Genomic DNA, 22,719 nt, shown 5'->3' on the forward strand with positions numbered 1-22,719 from the left:
CCGCGCCGGGCGGACCTGCCGCACAGGCCGGCCAGCAACCGGCCAAGCAGGATGTGCCGGGCATCAAGGCGATTATCGCCGTGGCGAGCGGCAAGGGCGGCGTCGGCAAGTCGACAACGGCGGTCAATCTGGCACTGGGACTGAAGGCGCTTGGGCTGAAGGTCGGCATTCTCGATGCGGACATTTACGGCCCCTCCATGCCGCGTCTGCTCGGGCTCAAAGGAAAGCCGGAAACCGCCGATGGCAAGACGCTGAAGCCGATGGAGGCGTTTGGCGTGAAGGTCATGTCCATGGGCTTCCTCGTGGAGGAAGACACGCCGATGATCTGGCGCGGGCCGATGGTCGTCTCGGCCCTTCGCCAGATGCTGCGTGACGTCGCCTGGGGCGAACTCGACGTGCTGGTGGTCGACATGCCGCCCGGCACGGGCGACGCGCAGCTCACCATGGCGCAGCAGGTGCCGCTGGCTGGTGCGGTGATCGTGTCCACGCCGCAGGATCTGGCGCTGATCGATGCGCGCAAGGGGCTTAACATGTTCAGGCGGGTAGATGTCCCGCTGCTCGGCATCGTCGAGAACATGAGCTATTTCGTGGCCCCCGACACGGGCAAGCGCTATGACATTTTCGGCCATGGCGGCGCGAAGGCGGAGGCGGAAAGGCTGGGGGTGCCGTTCTTGGGCGAGGTGCCCCTGACGATGGATGTGCGCGAAACCTCCGACGCGGGAACCCCGGTCGTGGCATCGAACCCCGATGGCGTTCAGGCCGGGGTCTACAGGGAGATCGCTGGAAGGGTCCACACGCATCTTGCGGCAGCCATGCAGAGCGCTGCGGATGAAGCGCCAGCCATCGTTTTTGAATAAAACTATTGCTGCAATTGATTGATCGCTCGGTGCGTGTAAAAAGCGCTGCATTCAATCAAAGGGGATTTCCATGAGCGCCGCGACTTCGCAGACTGTGCTTCACGAACGCCATGATGGATGGCATCGCATCACGCTCAATCGGCCGGAGAAGCTGAACTCCTTCAACGAGGAGCAGCACACGGCATTGCGCGAAGCGCTGGAAGCGTGCTCAGCCGACGATACATGTCGCGCGGTTCTTTTGACCGGGGCAGGGCGCGGCTTCTGCGCCGGACAGGATCTGGGCGACCGCGATCCCGCCAAACTCGAAGACAAGCCGGACCTCGGCTACACGATCGAGAATTTCTATAATCCGCTGGTGCGCAAGCTGCGGGGCATGAACAAGCCCATTGTCTGCGCGGTGAATGGCGTGGCCGCAGGTGCGGGTGCCAACATCGCGCTGGCCTGCGATATCGTATTGGCAGCAAAATCGGCGAAGTTCATTCAGGCCTTTGCGAAGATCGCTCTCGTGCCGGATTCCGGCGGAACCTGGTTCCTGACGCGCATTCTGGGCGAGCCGCGCGCCAAGGCGCTGGCGCTAACGGGCGAGCCACTTTCGGCTGAGGATGCAGCCAACTGGGGCTTGATCTGGCGCGCCGTCGAAGATGAAGCCCTGATGAGCGAGGCGGAGGCACTGGTGGAGAAACTGGCCAGCGGACCGACCCACGCCTACGGCCTGATCAAGAAAGCGATCCACGCCGCACCGGGAAGCTCGCTCGATGCGCAGCTTGAGCTGGAACGCGAATTGCAGCGCGAAGCCGGCCGCTCGGACGACTACCGCGAGGGGGTTTCGGCGTTTCTCGAGAAGCGCAAGCCGGTCTTCAAGGGGTAGGTCAGGAGGTTGCGGCTTCCTCGGCATCGCCACCGGTAACGCGGGCGTTGAAATCGGAGAAGAACTGGCCGGCAAGTTTCTTGGAGGTCGACTGAATGAGACGGCTGCCGAGCTGGGCCATCTTGCCGCCCACATCCGCCTTTGCGCTGTAGCTTAAGATCGTGGCGTCGGGACCGTCTTCCTTCAGCGAAACATCTGCCCCGCCCTTGGCAAAGCCGGCCACGCCGCCCTTTCCTTCGCCCGTGATCGTGTAGGAGTGGGGCGGGTTGAGATTGGTGAGCTCCACCGCGCCGTTGAACTTCGCCTTGATCGGCCCGATCTTGAGCGTGACAACGGCTTCAAACTCGGTGTCTGACGTCTTGGTGAGCTCCTGACAGCCGGGAATGCAGTCCTTCAGAACGTCGGGATCGTTCAACGCCTGCCAGACCGTTTCCACCGGCGCTTCGATGCGTTCCTCACCTTCGATGACCATGGCCATGGCGCGTTCCTCCTGAGACGGTGTTTCCGATCTGGCTAACTCACCGGATACGTCTTGTCCATCCGTGTGGCGACGGCCGCTGTTGTCTTGTGCCTGACATGTGGCGCATTTATTCGACAGCGAATCGGCTGAAGGGTGAGGCGTGCAATGAAGGGGAGCGAAACGCACGAAGGCGGAAGGGTGGGGACGGCTGCGGAGGTTTTCGGCGCGTTCCTCAGGCTCGGCCTGACCTCCTTCGGTGGCCCGATCGCGCATCTTGGTTATTTCCGCGATGCGCTCGTGCTGCGGCGGAAATGGCTCGATGAACAGGCCTATGCCGATCTGGTGGCGCTCTGCCAGTTCCTGCCGGGGCCGGCAAGCAGTCAGGTGGGTTTCGCGCTGGGCTATATGCGCGCGGGGCCGCTGGGTGCGGCGGCGGCATGGACTGCGTTCACACTGCCATCCGCGTTTCTGCTCTTCGCTTTTGCGTTGTTTGCTTCCGCACTCGACAATCCGCTCGGTCACGGACTGTTGCACGGGCTGAAGATCGTGGCCGTGGCGGTGGTGGCGCAGGCGGTCTGGGGCATGGCGCGCTCGCTATGCCCGGATCGCGAGCGAGCGGGCATTGCCCTTGCCGCGCTTGTGCTCGTTACGGTCTCAGCAAGCGCGTTTGCGCAGATCGGTGCCATCGCGATCGGTGCGCTGCTTGGCTGGCTGCTCTGTCGCGGAAAGGCAGGCGGCGATGGGGCAGTCGTCGCGTTCGGCCTGTCGAAACGCGCCGGTGCCACCTGCCTAATGCTCTTTGCAATTCTGCTCCTCGGCCTGCCGCTTGTTGCGCCCATGGCGCAGGGGCTTTCCGTGTTCGACACGTTCTACCGTGCCGGCGCGCTGGTATTTGGCGGCGGGCATGTGGTGCTGCCGCTCCTTGAAGCGGGTGTCGTTGAGCCCGGCTGGGCGACGCGCGACGCGTTTCTGGCAGGCTATGGCGCGGCACAGGCCGTTCCCGGCCCGCTCTTCACCTTTGCGGCCTATCTGGGTGCGGTTCTGGGGCCTACGCCGAACGGGCTTGCCGGCGCTGCCATTGCGCTGATCGCTGTGTTCCTGCCGGGGTTTCTTCTGCTTCTGGGCGTCGCGCCCTTCTGGGACCGGTTCCGGCAATTCGACGCCGCGCGGGCGCTGATGATGGGCACAAATGCCGCCGTGGTCGGCATATTGGGAGCGGCTCTTTATGACCCGTTGTGGACGACCGCCATTCTTGCGCCGGCTGACTTTGCCGTGGCGGCGGTCGGCTTCATCATGCTCACCATGTGGAAAGCGCCACCATGGGTGGTGGTGGCGCTTTGTGCCGTGGCGGGAATGGGGATGGCTGCTCTTTGACGCTGCCTGCTTTTATGCGGCTACACGCCGATACTCGGATGCCGCCGCCGCCAACTCGCGGATGCCCGGCTCGATCTGCTGCGCCGCGATGGACGAGATGCCAAGCCGCATGAACGGCGTCGGCTGGGCTCGTCCGAGGAAAAAACGCGCGCCCGGCTCGATCAGGACGCTGCGGCGAGCGGCGGATTTGGCAAGCACGGCCGAATCGAGACCGGGCGGGCCTTCGAGCCAGAGCGAGGTGCCGCCGCGAATGTCGGCCGCGTTCCAGTCCGGCAGAATGTCGCCGACTGCCTGATAGAGCTTTTCGCGCCGCTCCTCGAAGGCCGACGAGATGCGGCGAACGAGGGTGTCGTGGTGGCCGAGCGACAGGAACAGCGCAACGGCGCGCTGGTTGTTGGCCGGCGGATGCCGCAGCATGAAGCGACGCAGCGCCCGCAATTCGGCGATCAGGTCTGCAGGCGCCACGATGTAGCCCATGCGCAGGCCGGGCGCGAGCGTCTTGGACATGGAGCCCAGATGCACGACACGGCCATTGCGGTCGAGCCCCTTGAGAGCGGCCTGCGGCCGTTCGTCGGCGAGCTGGCTGTCATAGTCGTCTTCGATGACGATCCAGTCATGGCGCTCTGCTGCCTCAAGCAATGCCTCGCGCCGCGCCTGGCTGAGCGGCACCATGGTCGGGCAGTGATGGCTGGGTGTGGCGAACACGAAATCCGCATCCTGCGGGATCTGGGCCACGTCGATGCCCTGCCGGTCGACGGGAACGGGGGCAATCTCCGCGCCGGCAAGCTGGAAGATGGAACGCGCATCGGGATAGCCGGGATTCTCCACCGCGACTTTCTTGCCGCGGCTCATGAGGAGCGTGGCCAGCATGTAGAGCGCATGCTGCGAGCCGAGCGTGACGAGGATCTCATCGGGATTGGCGAAGATGCCGCGCCGGGGCAGGAGCCGGGCCTGGATCTGCTCGACAAGCAGCGGGTCGTCACGGTCGACCATGTCCGCCGCCCAGTTGCGGATTTCCAGAACGGCAAGCGCCATGCGGTTGCACTCCCGCCACTCGGCGGTGGGGAAGAGCGAGGGGTCGAACTGGCCGTAGACGAAGGGGTAGGAGGCCTTCATCCAGTCTTCGTTCTTGCGCGGTTCCGGCATTTCGCTGGCCAGAACCTGAAACCGCTTCTGCCAGTTGACGCCATCCTTGCCGCCCTGCTTGCGGGGTGGGCGCGGAGGCGCGGCCAGCACTTCCGGATTGACGAAGTGGCCGCGGCGCTCGCGGGCGATCAGAAATCCCTGATCGACAAGCTGCTGAAAGGCGAGCACCACCGTGCCGCGCGCAACGCCGAGTTTTTCCGCGAGAATACGGCAGGATGGAAGCGGCATGGACGGGGCGATCTGGCGATCAAGGATCGCAGACACGATGGCCTGACGGATCTGTGCCTGAAGGGTCTGTCCCGATTCGGGGGAAATCTTGAACAGGCCCGTCCACAGGGCGGTATCATTTCTGGCTGGCATATGGCTTTCCTCTCCGGCGGGGGAGCCTAACTCTGGGTCAATGCATGTCAACCCTGGTACAATTGATTGTTCCAACAAAGAAATTGATGAATGCCAGCAAACCCCTGTTCCGCCTCGTTTTGTTTGCTAAAAGAACGACGTTTCTTTTTGCAGGAGGCTCCCTTTGGACACGGCATTTAAGACTGCACTGGCTGCCCTTCGGGAGCATCGCGCGAAAACGGCCCCCATGGACATGCGCGCGGCCTTCGCTTCAGACCCCGGGCGGTTTGCCCGTTTCTCGCTTTCCCTCGACGACCTGACGCTCGATTTTTCGCGCGCTGCGGTGGACCAGAAGGCTGTCGACCTGCTTTTGAAGCTTTCGGAAGCGGCGGGGCTGGAAGCAGCACGCGACAAGATGTTCTCCGGCAGTCACATCAACACGACGGAAGACCGGGCCGTGCTGCACACCGCTCTGCGGGCGCTCTCGGGTGGTTCCATCGAGAATGACGGCTACGATGTCATGCCTGGCGTGCGTGAGGTGCTGGAGGCGATGGATGCTTTCGCCGATGGCGTGCGTCGTGGCACGATTCGAGGGGCGACCGGCAAGGCCTTCACCGACGTTGTGAACATCGGCATTGGCGGCTCCGATCTCGGGCCGGTGATGGTGACACGGGCGCTCTCGCCCTGTCATGACGGCCCGCGCCTTCATTATGTGTCCAATGTCGATGGCGCGCATATCGCCGACACGCTTGCCGGGCTCGATCCCGAGACCACGCTCTTCATCATCGCATCGAAAACCTTCACCACCATCGAGACGATGACCAATGCGCGCACAGCGCAGAATTGGATCGCGGCGAAGCTTGGCCAATCCGCGACGGGCGACCATTTTGCAGCCGTTTCCACAGCGCTCGACAAGGTCGCGGAATTCGGCATCGATGAGAAACGCGTGTTCGGTTTCTGGGACTGGGTCGGCGGGCGCTATTCGCTCTGGTCTGCCATCGGCCTGCCGATCATGATCGCCATCGGCGCTGACGATTTCCGCCGGCTGCTCGCGGGCGCGGAGGCCATGGACCGGCACTTCAAATCTGCGCCGCTGAGAGAGAATTTGCCGGTGATGCTCGGCCTGATTGGCTATTGGCATCGCGTCGTGTGCGACTATCCGGCCCGGGCCATCATTCCCTACGATCAGAGGCTGGAGCGGTTGCCCGCCTATCTGCAGCAGCTCGACATGGAATCGAACGGCAAAGGCGTGCAGCTTGACGGATCGCCGGTGATCACCCCCACGGGTCCGCTGGTATGGGGCGAGCCGGGCACGAACGGGCAGCATGCCTTCTTCCAGCTTCTGCATCAGGGCACCGACATCATCCCCGTCGAGTTTATGCTGGCGGCGGAAGGGCATGAGCCGGGGCTCGGGCATCATCACGATCTGCTTGTCGCCAATTGTCTGGCGCAGGCGGAAGCGCTGATGAAAGGGCGCACGCTTGCGGAAGCAGAGGCCCAGCTTCTGGAGAAGGGCGTGCCCGAAGCAGAGGCAAAGCGCCTGGCGCCGCATCGCGTGTTCACCGGCAACCGGCCCTCTCTCACCATTCTTTATCGCAAGCTCGATCCGTTCGCGCTGGGCCGGCTGATCGCGCTTTACGAGCATCGTGTTTTTGTGGAAGCGCAGCTTTTCGGCATCAACGCCTTCGATCAGTGGGGCGTGGAGCTGGGCAAAGAGCTGGCGACCGAGCTGTTGCCCGTGGTGGAAGGCAAGGCCAGTGCGGACAGTCGTGATGCAGCAACCGGTGGCATAGTGAAGCGCATCATGGAGCTTCGCGGACGCTGAGGCGCAGGTCGCCGCTTTTCTCGTCACACTCCGGAAAGCCGGCAGATCACCGGGCGGGCAGGGCCCGCCCCGGCTGCTGCTACGGGCGAGAAGGAATATATTATTCTCAATCGTAATTGACTATTGGAATTATCAATTTTAACACTCTGGTAAGGTGTTGAGCCGGCGAAGCGCGGGTTTTGCCAGCACCAGGCAGATGATTTCGGGAGAGTTCATGAACGCGCAGACGCTGATGTCGGAGCTTGAAAAGCTTGTGTCGGAGGGTCGCAACCCGGACACGATGCAGATCGATCTGCAGCCGACAACCGAAATTCTGAAACTCATCAACGCCGCCGACAGGGATGTGCCGCTGGCCGTCGAAAAGGTGATCCCGCAGATCGCCGAGGCGGTCGACCGGATTGTCGAGGCGTTCCAGAATGGCGGAAGGCTCATCTATATGGGCGCGGGCACGAGCGGACGGCTCGGCGTGCTCGACGCTTCGGAATGTCCGCCCACCTTCAGCGTTCCAGAAGATATGGTCACCGGTGTCATTGCCGGCGGCGACCACGCGCTGCGGCATGCCGTGGAAGGGGCCGAGGATGACCCGGCACAGGGCCGGCAGGCGCTGGAAGAGCGCGGTCTGACGGCGAAGGATGTCGTGGTTGGCATCGCTGTGAGCGGTCGCACGCCCTATGTGATCGGCGGGCTGAATTACGCCAAAGAGATTGGCGCAACCACCGTCTCGCTTTCATGCAACCCGGATTCGGCCATCGGTGCCATTGCCGACATCGCCATCGCGCCCGTGGTGGGACCGGAAATCCTGACCGGCTCGACGCGGATGAAATCGGGCACGGCGCAGAAGCTCATCCTCAACATGCTCTCCACGGCGAGCATGATCCGCATGGGCAAGATCTATCAGAACCTGATGGTGGACGTTAGCATCAGCAACCAGAAGCTCATGGCTCGCGCCTCGCGCATCGTCATGGAAGCGACGGGGTGTTCTGCCGATGAGGCCGAGACGCTGCTTAAACGGAGCGGCCACGACGTAAAGCTCGCCATCTTCATCGCGCTGACGGATATGGATGTAGCGGAAGCGCGCGCCGCCCTTGCAAGGGCTGGCGGGTTTCTGCGCAAGGCAATAAACGAAAGGCAGCAGCAAGCTGCAAACAGGTGAAGCAGCCATTCATGCGATCGTTCATTGGGCGGTTGCAGGCATCAAACGCTCTTGGAGGGAGAAGATCATGGGACAGTCTTTGATGAAGAAGTTCGCCACTTCGGTGGCATTCGCAGCCGCGCTCGGCGCGGCCACTGCGGTGGTACCGGCATCGGCAGAAACGCTGCGCATGGCATGGTCGCAGGATGCAACCGGCCTGGACCCGCACAAGCAGACGGCGTTTTCCTCGCTGCGTCTTCTGGAGCTGGTTTATGAGCCGCTGGTGCGTCTCAATGCCGATCTGGAGATCATTCCGGCCATTGCCGAATCCTGGGAGTTCTCCGAGGATGGCAAGACGCTGACTTTCAAGCTCGATGCTGACGCAAAATTCCAGAACGGCGAAAAGGTGACGCCAGCGGATGTGAAGGCATCGTTCGAGCGTGTGCTCGACGAGGCGACAGGGGCAGCCGCACGCGCCAACTTCACCTCCATCGAGAGCATCGACACACCGGACGAGACCACCGTTGTCTTCAACCTGTCGCAGCCGGACGTTCCGATGTTGACGGCGATGACGAGTATCAACGCGGCAGTCGTTCCGGCGAGCGAAATCGAGGCCGGCGCGATCGGCACGAAGGCGATCGGCTCCGGCCCGTTCAAGCTAGATAGCTGGGAGCCAAACCAGAAAGAGGTTCTGAGCGCCAATCCGGACTGGGCCGGCGGCGAGGTGAAGGTCGACGGCATCAACATTTCCGTTCTGCCGGACGAGACCGCCATTCTGGCGGCGCTGCGCACCAAGCAGGTGGATTTCGCCCTGATCAACGATCCGCTCGTGGCCACGCTGGTGCCGAACGAGGCAAGCCTTGAACTGAGCCGCACGCCGGTCCTGGCCTATCACGTGCTGCAGCTGAACCCGTCGCGCGAGCCAATGACGGAACTGGCCGTGCGTCAGGCCATCTCCTGCGCCATCGACCGCCAGGACGTGCTCGACACCGCGCTTCTGGGCGAGGGTGCGGTGACCGGCCCGCTGACCATGCCGGCTTACCGCTCTGATCCGGGCGCGCTGTTCTGCTATGAGCGCGACGTGGAAAAGGCCAAACAGCTCATGGCCGAGGCCGGCTATGAAGATGGCTTCTCCGCAACGGTGATCGCCGCCACGGGCGAGCCGCCCACAGCGGCAGCCGAAGCACAGGTGATCCAGTCGCAGCTCGCCGAGATCGGCATCAAGCTCGACATCAAGATGATGGAGCTCAACGTCTATGTCGACACCTGGCTGAAGGGTGATTTCGACATGGCGGTGGCGCTGAATGGCGGCCGCGCCGATCCTTATTCCATGTACAATCGCTACTGGACCAAGGATGGCAATCTCCAGCATGTCGCCAATTATATCGACGACACGCTCGACAGCCTGATGCAGGAAGGCCGCGTGGAGACCGACTTCGACAAGCGCAAGGAGATCTTCTCGAAATTCGAGACGCATCTTGCCGAGGTTTCGCCATGGGTCTGGCTCTACACGGGCTACACCTACACCGCGCAGCAGAAGAACGTGAAAGGCTTCGTGCCTTCCCCGACCGGCACGCTGTTCGGCCTGACCGAAGTGAGCGTGGGCGAGTGATTGCCAGACGGGGCCTCGCGTGACAAGCGCGGCCCCGTTTACGCCAAGCGCCCCCGTGGTTCGACAAGCTCACCATGAGGGCTATGGAGGGGGCGCCGTAGACACAAAAGCCGCAAACTCAGCGCAGCAGCGCATCGTCGCAAGACAAACTCGCGCCCTCATGGTGAGCTTGTCGAACCACGAACCACGGGGGCGGCATGAAGGGCGCGGCCTTTAACACCAACCGCACAAGACGATTGCATCTGGAAGGACACGGAGTGGAAGCTTCATGAATTACCTGGCCCGAAGGCTGATGACCTTTCCATTGGTCATGCTCGGGGTGTCCATCCTCGTCTTCGTCTCGATCCGGCTGGTGCCGGGCGACGCCATCACGGCCATGCTGGGAACAGAGGCCGGGCTTCTGACGCCCGATCAGCGCGCAGCGCTTGAGGCCTATTTCGGCATCGATCAGGCTGGTTCACCCAGTACTGGCGCTGGCTTGCGGGTGCGGTTCAGGGCGATCTCGGCGTGTCCGTGACCTTCGGCAAGCCGGTGCTCGACGTGATCCTCGAACGCTTTCCGCTGACGCTGGAGCTGGCGCTTCTCTCCATGGTCATCGCGCTCGCCATCGGTCTTCCGGCGGGCATCTTCGCCGCCACGCGCAATGAAAAGCCGTCGGACCTCGCCGTGCGCATCTTCGCGATGATCGGCCAGTCGACGCCGAACTTCGTGTTCGCGCTTCTGGCGATCTATGTTCTGTCGGTGGGCTTCGGGGTGCTGCCGGCCATGGGCGAGTTCACGCCCTTCCTTGAAAATCCGCTGCGCAATCTGGGTCAGATGATCCTGCCGGCGCTGACGCTGGGCTTCGCCTTCGCCGCCGCCGTGACGCGCATTTCGCGCTCGGCCATGCTCGACATTCTGAGCGATGATTACATCCGCACCGCGCGCGCCAAGGGCGTGCCGGCGCGCAAGGTGATCTGGCGGCATGCGCTGCCCAACGCGCTTATACCAGTGGTGACGCTGAGCGGCGTCGAGTTCGGTTATCTGCTGGGCGGCGCTGTGATCGTGGAACAGATTTTTGCGCTGCCGGGTCTCGGCCGCATGGTGCTCGACGCCATCCTGCAGCGCGACTACGCGCTGGTGCAGGGCTCGGTCCTGTTCATCGCGCTCAACTTCATGATCGTGAATCTTCTGGTCGATCTCGCCTATGCGGTGCTGGATCCACGCATTCGGCTGGGGGGCAAGTGATGCAGTTGCTGCGCGCCATTTTCAGCCATTCGAGCGGCCGCATCGGCGGCGCCATCGTTGGCCTTTACATCATCATCGCCATTCTCGGGCTTCTCGGCATCACGCCGCATGACCCGCTGATGCAGTTCCGCGTCGACCGCCTGCATGCGCCCGACGCGACCTACTGGATGGGCACGGACCTGTTCGGTCGCGATGTGGCAAGCCGGTTGATGCTGGGCATCAGCCAGTCCTTCATCGTTGCTTTCGCCTCGGTGGCGCTGGCCGCCGTGGCGGGCATCGTGCTTGGTCTTGCGGCCGCATGGTTCGGCGGCTGGTGGGACGGCACGATCATGCGTTTCATGGACGTGCTTCTGGCCTTCCCGGCGATCCTTCTGGCGCTGCTCATCATTGCCATAGTAGGGCCGGGCACCTGGACCAGCGTGATGGCCATCGCCATCGTCTACACGCCGATCTTCACCCGCGTGGTGCGCGGGCCGGCGCTCTCCCTGAAGACGCGCGACTTCGTGGACGCCGCGCGCACTTTCGGTTCGAGCCGAAACTACATTCTGACGCGCCATCTGATGCTGAACCTCGTCGCGCCGCTGACGGTGCAGGTGACGCTGGCGCTCGCATGGGGCCTTCTGACGGAGGCGGGGCTTAGCTTTCTCGGTCTCGGCACGCAGCCGCCGGCCTCGTCGCTTGGCCTGATGCTCGCCGACAGCCGCAATCTGATGGAGATGGCGCCCTGGCTCCTGATCTTCCCGGGCATTGCGATCATGATCGGCATTCTCGGCTTCAACCTCCTGGGGGATGCGCTGCGCGACATTCTCGATCCCAAGACGCGGAGGTCGGCCGCATGACATCGCTTCTGTCCGTTTCAAACCTGCGCGTCGGTTTTGGCCGCAAGCCCGAAGACAATGAAATCGTCCATGGCGTGAGCTTCGATCTCGCAGCCGGAGAGACGCTCGCCATTGTCGGCGAAAGCGGTTCGGGCAAATCCGTCACCGCGCTTTCGATCAACCGGCTGGTGGATTTCGGCGGCGGCCGCATTCTCGACGGGTCCATCCGGTTCACACGGCAGGACGGCAGCACGCTCGATCTGGCAGCAGCCGGCGAGCAGGAGCTGACGAAGATCCGCGGCGGCGAGATCGGCATGATCTTTCAGGAGCCGATGACCTCGCTCAATCCGGTTCTGACCATTGGCGAGCAGATCGAGGAATCGTTCCGGCTGCATCGTGGCCTGACCGGTCGGCAGGCGCGGGAAGCGGCGAAGGACGCGCTCGACCGGGTGCGCATTCCCGACGCCGCGCGGCGGCTGAAATATTGTCCGCACCAGCTTTCCGGCGGAATGCTCCAGCGCGTGATGATCGCCACGGCCCTGTCGTGCAATCCGCGTCTTCTGATCGCGGATGAGCCCACCACGGCGCTCGACGTGACGGTGCAGGCTCAGATCATGGCGCTGCTCGCCGAGCTGAAGCGCGAGACTGGCATGGGCATGATCTTCATCACCCATGACATCGGCCTGGTGGCCGGCATCGCCGACAAGGTGATGGTGATGCAGAACGGTGAGGCGGTGGAGCAGGGACCGCTCGACGCGGTGCTCGATGCGCCGCAGCATCCCTATACGAAGCATCTTCTGAGCGCCGTGCCGCATTTCGAGGCCGGGCGCGCCACGCGCACCGACTATCGCCGGGCCGACGAGCCAAGTGCTGCGCAGGCGCTTAAAGTGGAAGGGCTGACGGTTCGCTTTCCGGTGACCGGCGGTCTCCTGCGCCGGCAGACCGGTGCGGTGCATGCGGTGGACGGGGTGGATTTCGATCTGATGCCGGGTGAGACGCTGGGCATTGTCGGCGAAAGCGGCTCGGGCAAATCGACCACGGCGCGCGCCATTCTGGGGCTGGTCGAGCCGACGCGCGGCACGTTTTCCGCGAACACGAATGGCGCGGCGCGGCAGAGCAGCAAGCCGGTGCAGATGGTGTTCCAGAACCCCTATGCCTCGCTTAATCCGCGGCTTCGGGTGGACAGCATTCTGGCCGAGCCGGTGATTGCCGCCGGCCGCGGGCTGAATGGTGAAACGCATGCGCGCATGCGCATGCTGCTCGACCGGGTGGGTCTGCCGGAGAATGCGCTGGAGCGCTATCCGCACGAGTTTTCCGGCGGCCAGCGGCAGCGCCTGTGCATCGCCCGCGCGCTGATGCTGAACCCGTCCGTCGTGGTGCTGGACGAGGCCGTCTCGGCGCTCGACGTTTCGGTGCAGGCCAAGGTTCTGGAACTTCTGGTGGACCTGCAGCGCGAGTTCGGCCTTGCCTATCTCTTCGTCTCGCACGACATGGCCGTGGTGGAGCGCATCGCGCACCGCATCGCGGTGGTCTATGCGGGGCAGATCGTTGAGATCGGCGATGCGGCATCGGTCCTTTCCGATCCGAAACACGCCTATACGAAACGGCTGATCTCGGCGGTGCCGAGCGTCGACCGGCGCAAGGAGACCTTTGAGGTGGACACGCGGCAGGTGCCATCGCTGGTGCGGCCACTGGGCTTTGAGCCGGAGCCGGCCAACTGGCAGAGTTTCGGTCCCGACCACATGGCGCGGGCGGAGGCATGAGCATGACGGACACACCTGCCTTTGCACCGCGCTTCGAGCGCGCCTTTGACTTGCTGAACGCTTCGGTGGGGGCGGGGCGCATTCCCGGCGGGGTGCTTGGTGTGATCGACCGGGATGGCGGGCGCATGGTGCGCGCCGCCGGCTATGCGCAGCGCGTGCCGCACGAGCGCGAAATGCGCACCGATACCTGGTTCGATCTCGCATCGCTGACCAAGGTTATCTTCACCACCACGCGCATTCTCCAACTGGCGAAAAAGGGCGTGATCGATCTCGATGCGCCGCTCACCACGCTTCTGCCGGATCTGCGCCAGTATGATCCGGGCGCATGGGAACGGCAGGTGACGTTTCGCCAGTGCCTCGGCCACCAGACGCCGTTTCCGGCGGTGGAGCCGATCTACACCTATGGCCGCGATGCGGGCCTGCTGCGCGCTTCATTCTCCAGCGGCGCTGGGAAAAAGGTCCGTCGGTCTATTCCGACATCAATTTCATTCTGCTCGGCTTCGCGCTGGAGCGGCTTGAAGGCAAAAGGCTGCAGGCATTCGATCCGGGGCCGGGCTTCGCCTTTGCCGCCGATCCGGAAAAGACCGCGGCGACTGAGGACTGCACATGGCGGCATCGGGTGCTGTGCGGCGAGGTGCATGACGACAATTGTTCAGCGCTTGAGGGTGCGGGGCATGCCGGGCTGTTCGGCACGGCCGATTCGGTGCTCGATTTCGCGGCAAGGCTTTTTGCGGGTGACACGGAAGGTGATGAGACGGTGGCGCTGATGCGCACGCCGCTTTCCGAAAAACGCACCCATGGCTGGGAACGGCCATATGAAAACTGGCCCGGCGGGGCGCTGGCCAGCGCCGGCACCATCGGGCATACGGGTTTCACGGGAACAGGGCTGTGGGTCGATTTCGACAATGGCCTTGCGTGGACCCTTCTCACCAACCGCATACATCCGACCCGGCATTTCGACAGCGGCATCGCTGCGCTGCGACAGGCGGTCGGCGAGTGCATGAACGCAGGATAGGAGCGCACATGGCTGAGGGATTCGAACCGATCTGGGCCGTCGGCCTGATGACCGGAACCGTGCTCGACGGAAACATCGACGTGGCGCTTCTGAAAACGGATGGCGAGCGCATCGAGCGTTTGGCGCCTACACGCTGGCGCCCTATCCACAATCGACGCGCGACCTTCTGGAAGAAACGCTGCAGCAGGCGCGGGCCTGGAATTTTAAGGGCGATGAACCGGCGATCTTTGCAGAGGCGGAAGAGGTTCTGACGCGCGCACAGGCGCACGCCGTGCGAGAGCTGGTGGAAAGCCATGGTCTGACCATGGGCGATATCGGCGCTGTCGGCTTTCACGGGCAGACCGTGCTTCACCGTGCGCCGCAGCAAGGGCGTCTCGGCGAGACGCGGCAGCTTGGCGACGGCGACCTGATGCATTCCATTCTGGCTGTCCGGTGGTCTATGATTTCCGCTCGGCGGACATGCGCGCCGGCGGGCAGGGCGCGCCGCTTTCGGCAGCCTACCACGCGGCTCTTTTGCGCGATGTGGATGCGTGCGGCGAGACGGCGGTGCTCAATCTGGGCGGCGTGGCCAATGTGACCTGGTGGGATGGTGCGGACCGGGTGATCGCGTTCGACACTGGCCCGGCAAACGCGCCGATCAACGATTTCGTCAAAGCGCAGGGCCTTGGCGACATGGACCGCGACGGCGCGCTTGCCGCTTCCGGCACGGTGGACGAGGCGCGGCTGGCGGAGCTTTTGAAGCATCCCTATCTCACCGCGCCCTATCCGAAATCGCTCGACCGGTTCGACTTCGGCGCGTCCATGGCCGATGGTCTCGACGCCAGCACGGGCGCTGCGACGCTGACGGCCTTCACCGCATCGGCGGTCGGCAAGGCGCTCGATCTTCTGCCGGTTCGGCCCAAGCGGCTTCTTGTGTGCGGCGGTGGCCGGCACAACCCGACCATCATGAAGATGCTGGGCGAACGCGCCGGGGTGGACGCAGCCCCCGCCGAAACGGTTGGCTGGCGTGGTGACGCCATCGAGGCCGAGTGCTTCGCTTTTCTGGCGGTGCGCGTGCTGCGCGATCTGCCGATCAGCTTCCCCACGACGACGGGCGCGCCCGAGCCGCTGCGCGGTGGAAAGATCGCCCGTTAATCGCTGGCCGCTGGGTTGAGCCGTTTCTGCAGAAAGATGCGGCTGCGGCCTTTCGGAAAGTCATCCATCCGGCCGAACTCTTTATAGCCCTGGCGCGTATAGGCCTTTTCCGCGCCAGGATTGAACGTGTCGATGAAGGCACCATGCAGCCGCGTCGCTCTGCCTCTTCTTCCGCCGCAGTCAGCATGCGCCCGGCCATGCCCTGCCCACGCAGGCTTTCATCCACCCACAGTTTCTGAACGTGGAGCCAGCCCCATGCGGTGTAGCCGGAAATGCCGGCGACCACCGCACCACGCTCATCGCGCACGAGAATGGCGAGCGTGGCCTTTTCCGAAGGGCCGACATCGGCGTCGTTGAAAGCGGCGAGTTCGGTTTCAATCCGCGAAAGCGCCGCCTCATCCGGCGTATCGGTGACTTCGATTGTCGCGCTCATGGTATTCTCGCCTCTTCGCACATTGCGCTGACTGTTCTAGCCGACAGACCGGAATCAGCAAGGCGCGGAGAGAGCGAAAATCAGCCCACCCAGGCGGCGATTTCCGGATCGGCCAGAATGGCAATCATGCGCGCATCGCAATCATCGATCAGCGGGGCCAGAGGCAGGCGCGTCGGACCGCAGTCGACCCCGCGTTGGCGGAGTGCTGCCTTCATGCCCGGCAACACTCCGGTCTCCATCAGGGTTTCCACGAAGCGCTGCGAGATCGTCTGCAGTTCCTGGGCGCGCTCCAGCGAACCTTGCTTCACCGCCTCGTTGAGCGCGGCATAGAGCCTGCCGAGCAGATTGTAGGTGGTTCCTATGCCGCCATGAGCGCCCATGACCGCGCCTGAGAGATAGACTTCGTCGAAACCGAAGAAAAACGTCTTCTCGGGAAACCGCCGCCGCAGTGTGGCGAACTTGAAGAGGTCCATCGAGGTGAACTTGATGCCACCGACGCCGGGGAGGGTGAGAATGCGGCCGAGCAGGTCTAGACTGAAGGGACGTCCCGTGCGGACTGGCACTTCATACACAATGAGCGGCAGGTCGGTGGCGGCTGACAGCGCTTCGTAATAGGCGAAAATCTCACGATCCGAAAAAGGGTAGGAATGCGGCGGCAGGGCCGAAAGACCATGATAGCCGAGTTTTTGGGCGTTCTGTGCGAGCCCAATAGAATCGCGAAGATTGGGAACGCCCACATGGGCAATCAGCGTTGCGGCGGAGCTTGCGCATCTTCGGCGACGATCGCCTGCTGCGCCAGAAGTTCATCAACGCCCAGGAGACCCGATTCGCCGCTGCTGCCGCCCACATATAGCCCGTCGAGCCCCTGCCCCAGCACATAGGCATCGATCGCCTTCTGGCGTCCGGGATCGAAATCGCCCGTATCGCTGAGGCCGGTGAGGAGGGCGGCATACATGCCCGCCAGCGGATTGGTCATGCGGCTGTTCCTTGCATTCTGGAAGCGGCGTTCTTGTCCTGTCTGCCGTGGAATCGTCCCTTTGGCAGGCTGCATCAGCATAGAAGGGGATTTTTGTTTGACAAGAATTATGTTTGGTAATACCAAAAAATGAGTTTGGACAAGCAGACCTGCCGTTCAGTGAGGGAGGCAGGGCTATATGGGAGTTGAGAAACGTGTCCGCTGCCCAGCCGGAAGACATTGTCGAAACGCGGCGCGTCTCCGACGAGATCGCCGAAGCGTTGATCGAGGAAGCGCGCGAGGGCCTTCTGGAAGCCGGGACGTTTTTGCCGACCGAACGGGAGCTCTGTGAGCGCTTCTCCGCTTCGCGCCCCACGGTGCGTGCAGCGCTGCAGCAGATGCAGGCGCGCGGTTATGCTGAGGCAGGTGCGGGCCGTCGTCCACGTGTGGCGCGCCCTTCCCTGCAAACCGTGCTGCAACTGGCCGGCGATCACATCCGCGACATTTTTGGCGATGCGGAAAGCGGCGCACATCTGGAGCAGATGCGCCAGTTCATCGAGGCCGGTGCAGCCCGCGAAGCCACCAAACGCGCCGACAATGTGCAGATCGCAAAGCTGCGGGCGGCGCTAGAGGAGAATTTCGAGGCAATCGGCACGAGCGATTTCGCCCGAACGGACAGCGCTTTTCACCGTGTGCTGGTCTCGGTGGTGGGCAATCCGGTGATTCTCAGCCTGCACGACATGTTCGTCAGCGCCATGCTTGCGCAGCGGCCGCCGACGGATGACCCGGCCAAGCACGACACGGTCGCCTATGAGGAGCATCGGGCGATCTATCAGGCCATCATCGATGGCGACATGATCACCGCGACGGATGTCATGGACCGACATCTGGCGCGCTCCTATCGCGCGCGGCTGAAAAGCCCGCGAAAGGTCTCCGACTACTTCCAGAAAGAAGAAGACAAGACTGACTGACTTGGCAGGCCGGGAAGCCTGTTCAACATTCCAAGGGAGGATTGCATGAAACTGATTTCGAAACTGATGCTCGGCGCGGCAGCGCTCGCCCTCAGCTCCGCTGCACTGCAGGCGAAGGAACTGACCTTCGGCATGCAGGACAACGAGGTGTCGAATGTCTACCGCGGCGCGCAGGCGTTTCAGGAAAAACTTGCCGAGATTTCGGGCGGCGAAATGACGGTAAAAATCTTCCCGTCCTCGCAGCTGGGCGACTTCAAGGCCATGGTGGCGCAGGTGCAGGCCGGCGAGCTCGACATGGTCATGACCGGCTATCCGGACATGAGCTATGTGATCCCCGAGCTGAAGCTGATTGGCGCGCCTTATGTGGTGCGCGATTTCGATCATCTGCAAAAGATCGTTGCGGGCCCGTGGGGCCAGAAGATGGACGAGAAGTTCGAAGCTCAGGGCATCGAGTTGCTCGACACCTGGTACTACGGCACACGTCAGACCACCTCGAACAAGGCGATCGAATCCATGGACGACATGAAGGGCCTGCGCATGCGCACGCCGAACGTGCCGTTCCTCATTGCCTATGCCGAGAATGTGGGCGCGACGCCGGCGCCGGTGGCGTTCCAAGAGGTCTATCTCGCACTCCAGACCAATCAGGTGGATGCCGAAGAAAACCCACTGCCGACCATCGAGGCGATGAAGTTCTACGAGGTGCAGAGCCACATTGCGCTCACCAATCACTTTGTGGCGTCTTCGGCGGTGCAGATTTCCAAATCGGTCTGGGATGGCCTGTCCGATCAGGAGAAGGAATGGGTGCAGACGGCTGTCGAAGCCGGTGGCGACGTCTCCGACGAACTGACCTTCAAGGCCGAAAAGGAGTTGCTGGAAACCTTCAAGGAGCGCGGCCTGACCATTACCGAGCCGGATCTCGAACCATTCCGCGCCGCCATGAAGCCCTATTATGACGAGCTCGAAGCCGAGTTCGGCGAAGGGTCGATTGCCGAAGTGATCGGCGACTGAAACATGGGGCGGGGCGCCAGCCCCGCCACCCTTCCCTCGATAGCTGGGGTCATCGCATGTCGTTTCTGCGCAGATACAGCCTCGAAGGCTGTGTCGCTTCCATTCTCTTCATTGTTCTGTTTGGCGTGCTCCTGATCCAGATCTTTGGCCGCACACCGCTTTTCACCGGGCCGGTCTGGACCGAGGAAGCGGCGCGCTGGCTCTGGGTGTGGATGGCCTTCATCGGCATCGCCGAGGTGGAGCGCCAGAACGGCCAGCTGCGCATGGGCTTTATCGCGGACGCGCTGCCACGTTCCTGGCGCCGCCTGCTCTTTATCCTGATTGACGTGGTCTATCTGGCGATCGTCGCCCACCTCGTCTGGATCTCCTACAAGACCGTTTTGCGCACCTGGAACAATGAAGCGGTGACACTGCCCATGAGCGATGCGGTTCTCTACGCATCGGGGCTGGTGGCTGCGGTCCTCATTCTGCATCGCATTGCGCGGCGGCTTGCCATGCTGGTGCGCGGCGGGGATGCCGGGGAGGTCCACCAATGATCCTTGCAACGATTGGTGCCGCCTGGCTCGTCATGGTGCTGGTGGGTGTGCCCATCGGCGTGGCGATGATCTTCGTCTCGATGGGCTATTTCTATTACTCGGGCATGGGCATTTCCTTCGCCATGCAGCGCATGGTGGACGGGCTGAACAGCTTTCCGCTGCTGGCGGTTCCGCTCTTCATCCTGGCTGCGGCAATCCTCAACTCGGCAGGCATCACACGCCATCTCTTCGGATTTGCGCGCGCGCTGGTGGGGCACATCACGGGCGGGCTCGGCCATGTGAACGTGCTCGCCTCGCTCTTCTTCTCCGGCATGTCCGGCTCGGCGCTTGCCGATGCGGGCGGGCTCGGCAAGATGGAAATCGAATCCATGCGCGAGGCCGGCTATGACGACGATTTCTCCGGCGCCGTCACTGCCGCCTCGTCGATGATCGGCCCGCTGGTGCCGCCTTCCATCACCATGGTGCTCTACGGCGTGGTGTCGAACACCTCCATCGGGCGGCTGTTTCTGGGCGGCATTGTGCCGGGTGTTCTTTGTGCTGCCTCGCTCATGGTCATGGTCTATGTGCTGGCCAGGCAGCGTAACTATCCGCGTGACGCATGGCAGGGTGTGGGCAATGTCGGCGTGCTGTTCGTGAAGTCGTTCCCGGCGCTCGCCACGCCCTTCGTCATCGTCGGGGGCATTTTCAGCGGCCTCTTCTCGCCCACGGAAGCGGCGGCGGTGACCGTGCTCTATGCCATCCTGATCGATCTTGTCTTCTACCGCGAGCTGACCCTGAAGCGGCTGTGGGATGCAATCTACGAGACGACAACCACTTCCGCCTCCATCGCAACGATCGTTGCGGGCGTGGGGCTCCTTGGCTTCATCCTCGCGCGCGAGCAGGCGCCGCAGCAGATCACACAGCTTTTCCTGACGCTGACCGATGGGCCGCTCAGCTTTTTGATCGCGGTCAATCTGATGATCTTCCTGCTCGGCTGCTTCATCGAATCGCTGGTCATTCTCCTGATCGTGGTGCCGATCCTCGTGCCTGTGGCGATGGGCTATGGCATCGATCCGATCCATTTCGGCATCATCGTGGTGTTGAACCTGATGATCTCGATCCTCACCCCGCCCATGGGCATGGCGCTGTTCGTGGTGGCGCAGGTGGGCAATGTGCCCTACCACCGGCTGGCCAGGGCGATCTTGCCCTGGCTCATCCCGCCATTTGCAGTGCTTATTCTGGTCTGCGCGTTCCCCATTCTGGCAACCGGACTGCCGAGCCTGATGGATTGAGGTTCGTTTCGACAGGGCGCAAAAAATTTCGCATGGTGGTGTCGAATCCGGTCGTACGAGAACGACCATGGGCGTTCGAAGCGCTCATCAAAGGAGAGACACCATGCGCTATGCCTGCCTTATCTACTACGATCCGAAGGTGCTTTTCGGCGGAAGCCCGGAAGCGAATGCAGCACTGGGCCAATGCGCCGGCTATGACGAGAAGCTGAAGGAAACGGGCCATTTCGTCATGGGCGAGGCGCTGGAACTGCCCGAGACGGCCATGACCGTTCAGATTCGTGACGGCAAGATGTCGGCGGTGGACGGCCCCTTCATGGAAACGCGGGACATGCTTGGCGGCATCGTGCTCGTGGAGGCGCCGGACCTCAACGACGCCGTGCGCGCCATCAGCGGCCATCCGCTGGCGAAGATCGGTTCCATCGAAGTCCGCCCGCTCGTGGACTTCTCGAGCCCGCCGCCGCAGCTGTGACCGAGGTGGAGGCACGCGCCGCTCTCGAAGCGGTTTACCGCAATGAGAAGCGGCGCGTGCTTGCCACGCTCATTCGCCTGCTCGGCAGCTTCGACACGGCGGAAGAGGCGCTCCAAGAGGCCTTTGCCGCCGCGGCGAAGAGATGGCCAGGCGAGGGTGTGCCAGCCAATCCCTATTCCTGGCTGGTTTCCACCGGCCGTTTCAAGACCGTGGATCGCTGGCGGCGACAGGCGCGGCTTGCAAACGCCCTGCCGCAGCTAGCGCTGCTCGCCGACCCCGCATCGGAGCCGGCCATTCCCGAGCACATCCGCGACGACGAATTGCGGCTGATCTTCACCTGCTGCCACCCGGATCTTCCAGCGGATGCCCGCGTTGCGCTCACATTGCGGGAGGTCGGTGGGCTGACGACCGAGGAGATTGCGCGTGCGTATCTCACCCGCGCCCCGACGATCGCGCAGCGGATCGTCCGCGCCAAGGCGAAACTCCGCGACGAGGCCATACCCTTCGAAATCCCGCCACCGGCCGAACTGCCCGCGCGGATCGAGAGCGTCTTGCGCGTGATCTATCTCATCTTCAATGAAGGCTATGCGGCCACATCCGGGGCGGAGCTCACGCGCGCAGACCTCTCAGCGGAAGCAATCAGGCTTGGCTGGCTGATGGCCGGGCTTATGGACGACCCTGAGGTGAAGGGTCTTCTCGCACTCATGCTCCTTCATGAAGCACGGCGCGAAAGCCGGGTCGATCCGGCGGGAGACATCATTCTCCTGGAAGAGCAGGACCGTTCGCGCTGGGATCGTGCCATGAGTGACGAGGCGCGGGCGCTGATCGACCAGGCGCTCGAGGCCGGGCGGCTCGGCCCCTATCTTTTGCAGGCGGCCATTGCCGGCGAACATGCTGCGGCAGCCAGTACCGAAACCACCGATTGGCGCCAGGTCGTCTCGCTCTACGATATACTGGCACTGGTTGATCCATCTCCCGTCGTGGCACTCAACCGGGCCGCTGCGATCAGCATGCGTGATGGAGCGGAGACAGGACTTGCCGCCATTGATGCCGCGATGGCTGACGGTTGTCTCGACGCCTATCACCTGGCCCATGCAGCGCGCGCCGACATGCTGCGCCGTCTGGGGCGGGACGTCGAAGCGAAGAATGCCTACCGTCGCGCACTGGCCCTTGCACGCCAGTCGGCAGAGCGCCGATTTCTGGAAAGGCGGCTGGCTGGGTTTGAATAAGGCCGGTTTTGGCCGCGGCCAAGAGGTGCTTCGACCGGGCGCTGGGGACCCTCGGACGACCGCGCGGGCCGGCCGTCACAGGAACTGAAGAAATTTTGCCGGCATGCTCTGGAAAACCCCTGAAAACGAAGGCTTTCGAGCGAAATCGGGCCTGTTAATGAAAGCCTATAAAGCTTATAAATCAATGCCTTGCCGTCATATTAGGGGCGTGGTTTCCGGGGGCGGCAAAGAAATTCACAAAACTTGCAAATTCCTCGTTGACAGTCGAACTGGGTCC

Annotated in this window: 18 protein-coding genes and 4 pseudogenes; 17 read left to right on the forward strand and 5 right to left on the reverse strand. The window is 63.0% G+C overall.

Annotated features, from left to right (window positions below):
- Positions 1-857, forward strand: an 857-nt coding sequence (locus JCM21793_RS17125) for an Mrp/NBP35 family ATP-binding protein (protein ID WP_025031141.1), incomplete at its 5' end; no start/stop codon positions are given.
- A gap of 70 nt (positions 858-927) precedes the next feature.
- Positions 928-1,725: a 2-(1,2-epoxy-1,2-dihydrophenyl)acetyl-CoA isomerase PaaG gene (gene paaG / locus JCM21793_RS17130; RefSeq protein ID WP_025031142.1), complete on the forward strand. Its 798-nt coding sequence runs from the start codon at positions 928-930 to the stop codon at positions 1,723-1,725.
- Position 1,726: 1 nt separating this feature from the next.
- Here the strand turns inward: paaG and JCM21793_RS17135 are convergent, their stop codons facing one another.
- A complete protein-coding gene (locus JCM21793_RS17135; RefSeq protein ID WP_025031143.1) occupies positions 1,727-2,203 on the reverse strand; it encodes an SRPBCC family protein in 477 nt (158 codons plus the stop codon).
- Positions 2,204-2,350: 147 nt separating this feature from the next.
- On the opposite strand from JCM21793_RS17135, the gene chrA reads away from it, so the two are divergent.
- Positions 2,351-3,559 carry a chromate efflux transporter gene (gene chrA, locus JCM21793_RS17140; protein ID WP_025031144.1) on the forward strand — a complete coding sequence of 403 codons (1,209 nt, stop codon included), beginning with the start codon at positions 2,351-2,353 and terminating at the stop codon, positions 3,557-3,559.
- A 12-nt stretch (positions 3,560-3,571) separates the two neighbouring features.
- Here the strand turns inward: chrA and pdxR are convergent, their stop codons facing one another.
- Entirely contained in the window at positions 3,572-5,065 is a 1,494-nt protein-coding gene (pdxR, locus tag JCM21793_RS17145; RefSeq protein ID WP_025031145.1) for a MocR-like pyridoxine biosynthesis transcription factor PdxR, read from the reverse strand.
- A gap of 163 nt (positions 5,066-5,228) precedes the next feature.
- On the opposite strand from pdxR, the gene pgi reads away from it, so the two are divergent.
- From pgi to JCM21793_RS26700, 8 genes and pseudogenes are all read left to right on the forward strand, one after another.
- Entirely contained in the window at positions 5,229-6,869 is a 1,641-nt protein-coding gene (pgi, locus tag JCM21793_RS17150) for a glucose-6-phosphate isomerase (RefSeq protein ID WP_025031146.1), read from the forward strand.
- 214 nt (positions 6,870-7,083) lie between these two features.
- On the forward strand, positions 7,084-8,022 hold the full coding sequence (gene murQ / locus JCM21793_RS17155; protein WP_025031147.1) for an N-acetylmuramic acid 6-phosphate etherase: 939 nt from the start codon (positions 7,084-7,086) through the stop codon (positions 8,020-8,022).
- 67 nt (positions 8,023-8,089) lie between these two features.
- Positions 8,090-9,613: an ABC transporter substrate-binding protein gene (locus JCM21793_RS17160; RefSeq protein WP_025031148.1), complete on the forward strand. Its 1,524-nt coding sequence runs from the start codon at positions 8,090-8,092 to the stop codon at positions 9,611-9,613.
- 268 nt (positions 9,614-9,881) lie between these two features.
- Positions 9,882-10,840 (forward strand): annotated as a pseudogene (locus tag JCM21793_RS26690) (ABC transporter permease).
- Positions 10,840-11,679, forward strand: a complete 840-nt coding sequence (locus JCM21793_RS17170) for an ABC transporter permease (protein WP_007010541.1) — start codon at positions 10,840-10,842, stop codon at positions 11,677-11,679. The pseudogene JCM21793_RS26690 and the gene JCM21793_RS17170 overlap by 1 nt, the downstream one beginning before the upstream one ends.
- Positions 11,676-13,421 carry an ABC transporter ATP-binding protein gene (locus tag JCM21793_RS17175; RefSeq protein WP_025031149.1) on the forward strand — a complete coding sequence of 582 codons (1,746 nt, stop codon included), beginning with the start codon at positions 11,676-11,678 and terminating at the stop codon, positions 13,419-13,421. Before JCM21793_RS17170 ends, JCM21793_RS17175 begins: the two co-directional genes overlap by 4 nt.
- A gap of 2 nt (positions 13,422-13,423) precedes the next feature.
- Positions 13,424-14,436: pseudogene (locus tag JCM21793_RS26695) on the forward strand (serine hydrolase domain-containing protein).
- A gap of 8 nt (positions 14,437-14,444) precedes the next feature.
- A pseudogene (locus tag JCM21793_RS26700) lies at positions 14,445-15,570 on the forward strand (anhydro-N-acetylmuramic acid kinase).
- On the opposite strand, the pseudogene JCM21793_RS26705 reads toward JCM21793_RS26700, so the two are convergent.
- The 3 genes and pseudogenes from JCM21793_RS26705 to JCM21793_RS31025 form a co-directional block, all read right to left on the reverse strand.
- Positions 15,567-16,003 (reverse strand): annotated as a pseudogene (locus JCM21793_RS26705) (GNAT family N-acetyltransferase). The pseudogenes JCM21793_RS26700 and JCM21793_RS26705 overlap by 4 nt on opposite strands.
- Before the next feature lie 80 nt (positions 16,004-16,083).
- Positions 16,084-16,740 (reverse strand): dihydrodipicolinate synthase family protein, encoded by a 657-nt coding sequence (locus tag JCM21793_RS26710; protein WP_280113532.1) that lies wholly within the window; start codon positions 16,738-16,740, stop codon positions 16,084-16,086.
- 8 nt (positions 16,741-16,748) lie between these two features.
- Positions 16,749-16,979, reverse strand: coding sequence for a dihydrodipicolinate synthase family protein (locus JCM21793_RS31025; RefSeq protein ID WP_280113533.1), 231 nt, complete (start codon positions 16,977-16,979; stop codon positions 16,749-16,751).
- 194 nt (positions 16,980-17,173) lie between these two features.
- On the opposite strand from JCM21793_RS31025, the gene JCM21793_RS17200 reads away from it, so the two are divergent.
- The 6 genes from JCM21793_RS17200 (at position 17,174) to JCM21793_RS17225 (ending at position 22,442) form a co-directional block, all read left to right on the forward strand.
- Positions 17,174-17,929 (forward strand): FCD domain-containing protein, encoded by a 756-nt coding sequence (locus JCM21793_RS17200; RefSeq protein WP_025031150.1) that lies wholly within the window; start codon positions 17,174-17,176, stop codon positions 17,927-17,929.
- Positions 17,930-17,974: 45 nt separating this feature from the next.
- Positions 17,975-18,937 (forward strand): sialic acid TRAP transporter substrate-binding protein SiaP, encoded by a 963-nt coding sequence (locus tag JCM21793_RS17205; RefSeq protein ID WP_025031151.1) that lies wholly within the window; start codon positions 17,975-17,977, stop codon positions 18,935-18,937.
- Positions 18,938-18,993: 56 nt separating this feature from the next.
- Positions 18,994-19,473, forward strand: coding sequence for a TRAP transporter small permease (locus JCM21793_RS17210; RefSeq protein ID WP_025031152.1), 480 nt, complete (start codon positions 18,994-18,996; stop codon positions 19,471-19,473).
- Positions 19,470-20,744: a TRAP transporter large permease gene (locus tag JCM21793_RS17215; protein WP_025031153.1), complete on the forward strand. Its 1,275-nt coding sequence runs from the start codon at positions 19,470-19,472 to the stop codon at positions 20,742-20,744. The genes JCM21793_RS17210 and JCM21793_RS17215 overlap by 4 nt, the downstream gene beginning before the upstream one ends.
- A 103-nt stretch (positions 20,745-20,847) precedes the next feature.
- Complete coding sequence (locus JCM21793_RS17220; RefSeq protein ID WP_007010531.1) at positions 20,848-21,213, forward strand: YciI family protein; 366 nt, start codon at positions 20,848-20,850, stop codon at positions 21,211-21,213.
- Positions 21,210-22,442, forward strand: a complete 1,233-nt coding sequence (locus JCM21793_RS17225; RefSeq protein WP_025031154.1) for an RNA polymerase sigma factor — start codon at positions 21,210-21,212, stop codon at positions 22,440-22,442. The genes JCM21793_RS17220 and JCM21793_RS17225 overlap by 4 nt, the downstream gene beginning before the upstream one ends.
- Positions 22,443-22,719 lie beyond the last annotated feature (277 nt).

Origin of the sequence: Nitratireductor aquibiodomus NL21 = JCM 21793, from assembly GCF_000615975.1 — a bacterium.
GTDB classification, from domain to species: Bacteria; Pseudomonadota; Alphaproteobacteria; order Rhizobiales; family Rhizobiaceae; genus Nitratireductor; species Nitratireductor aquibiodomus.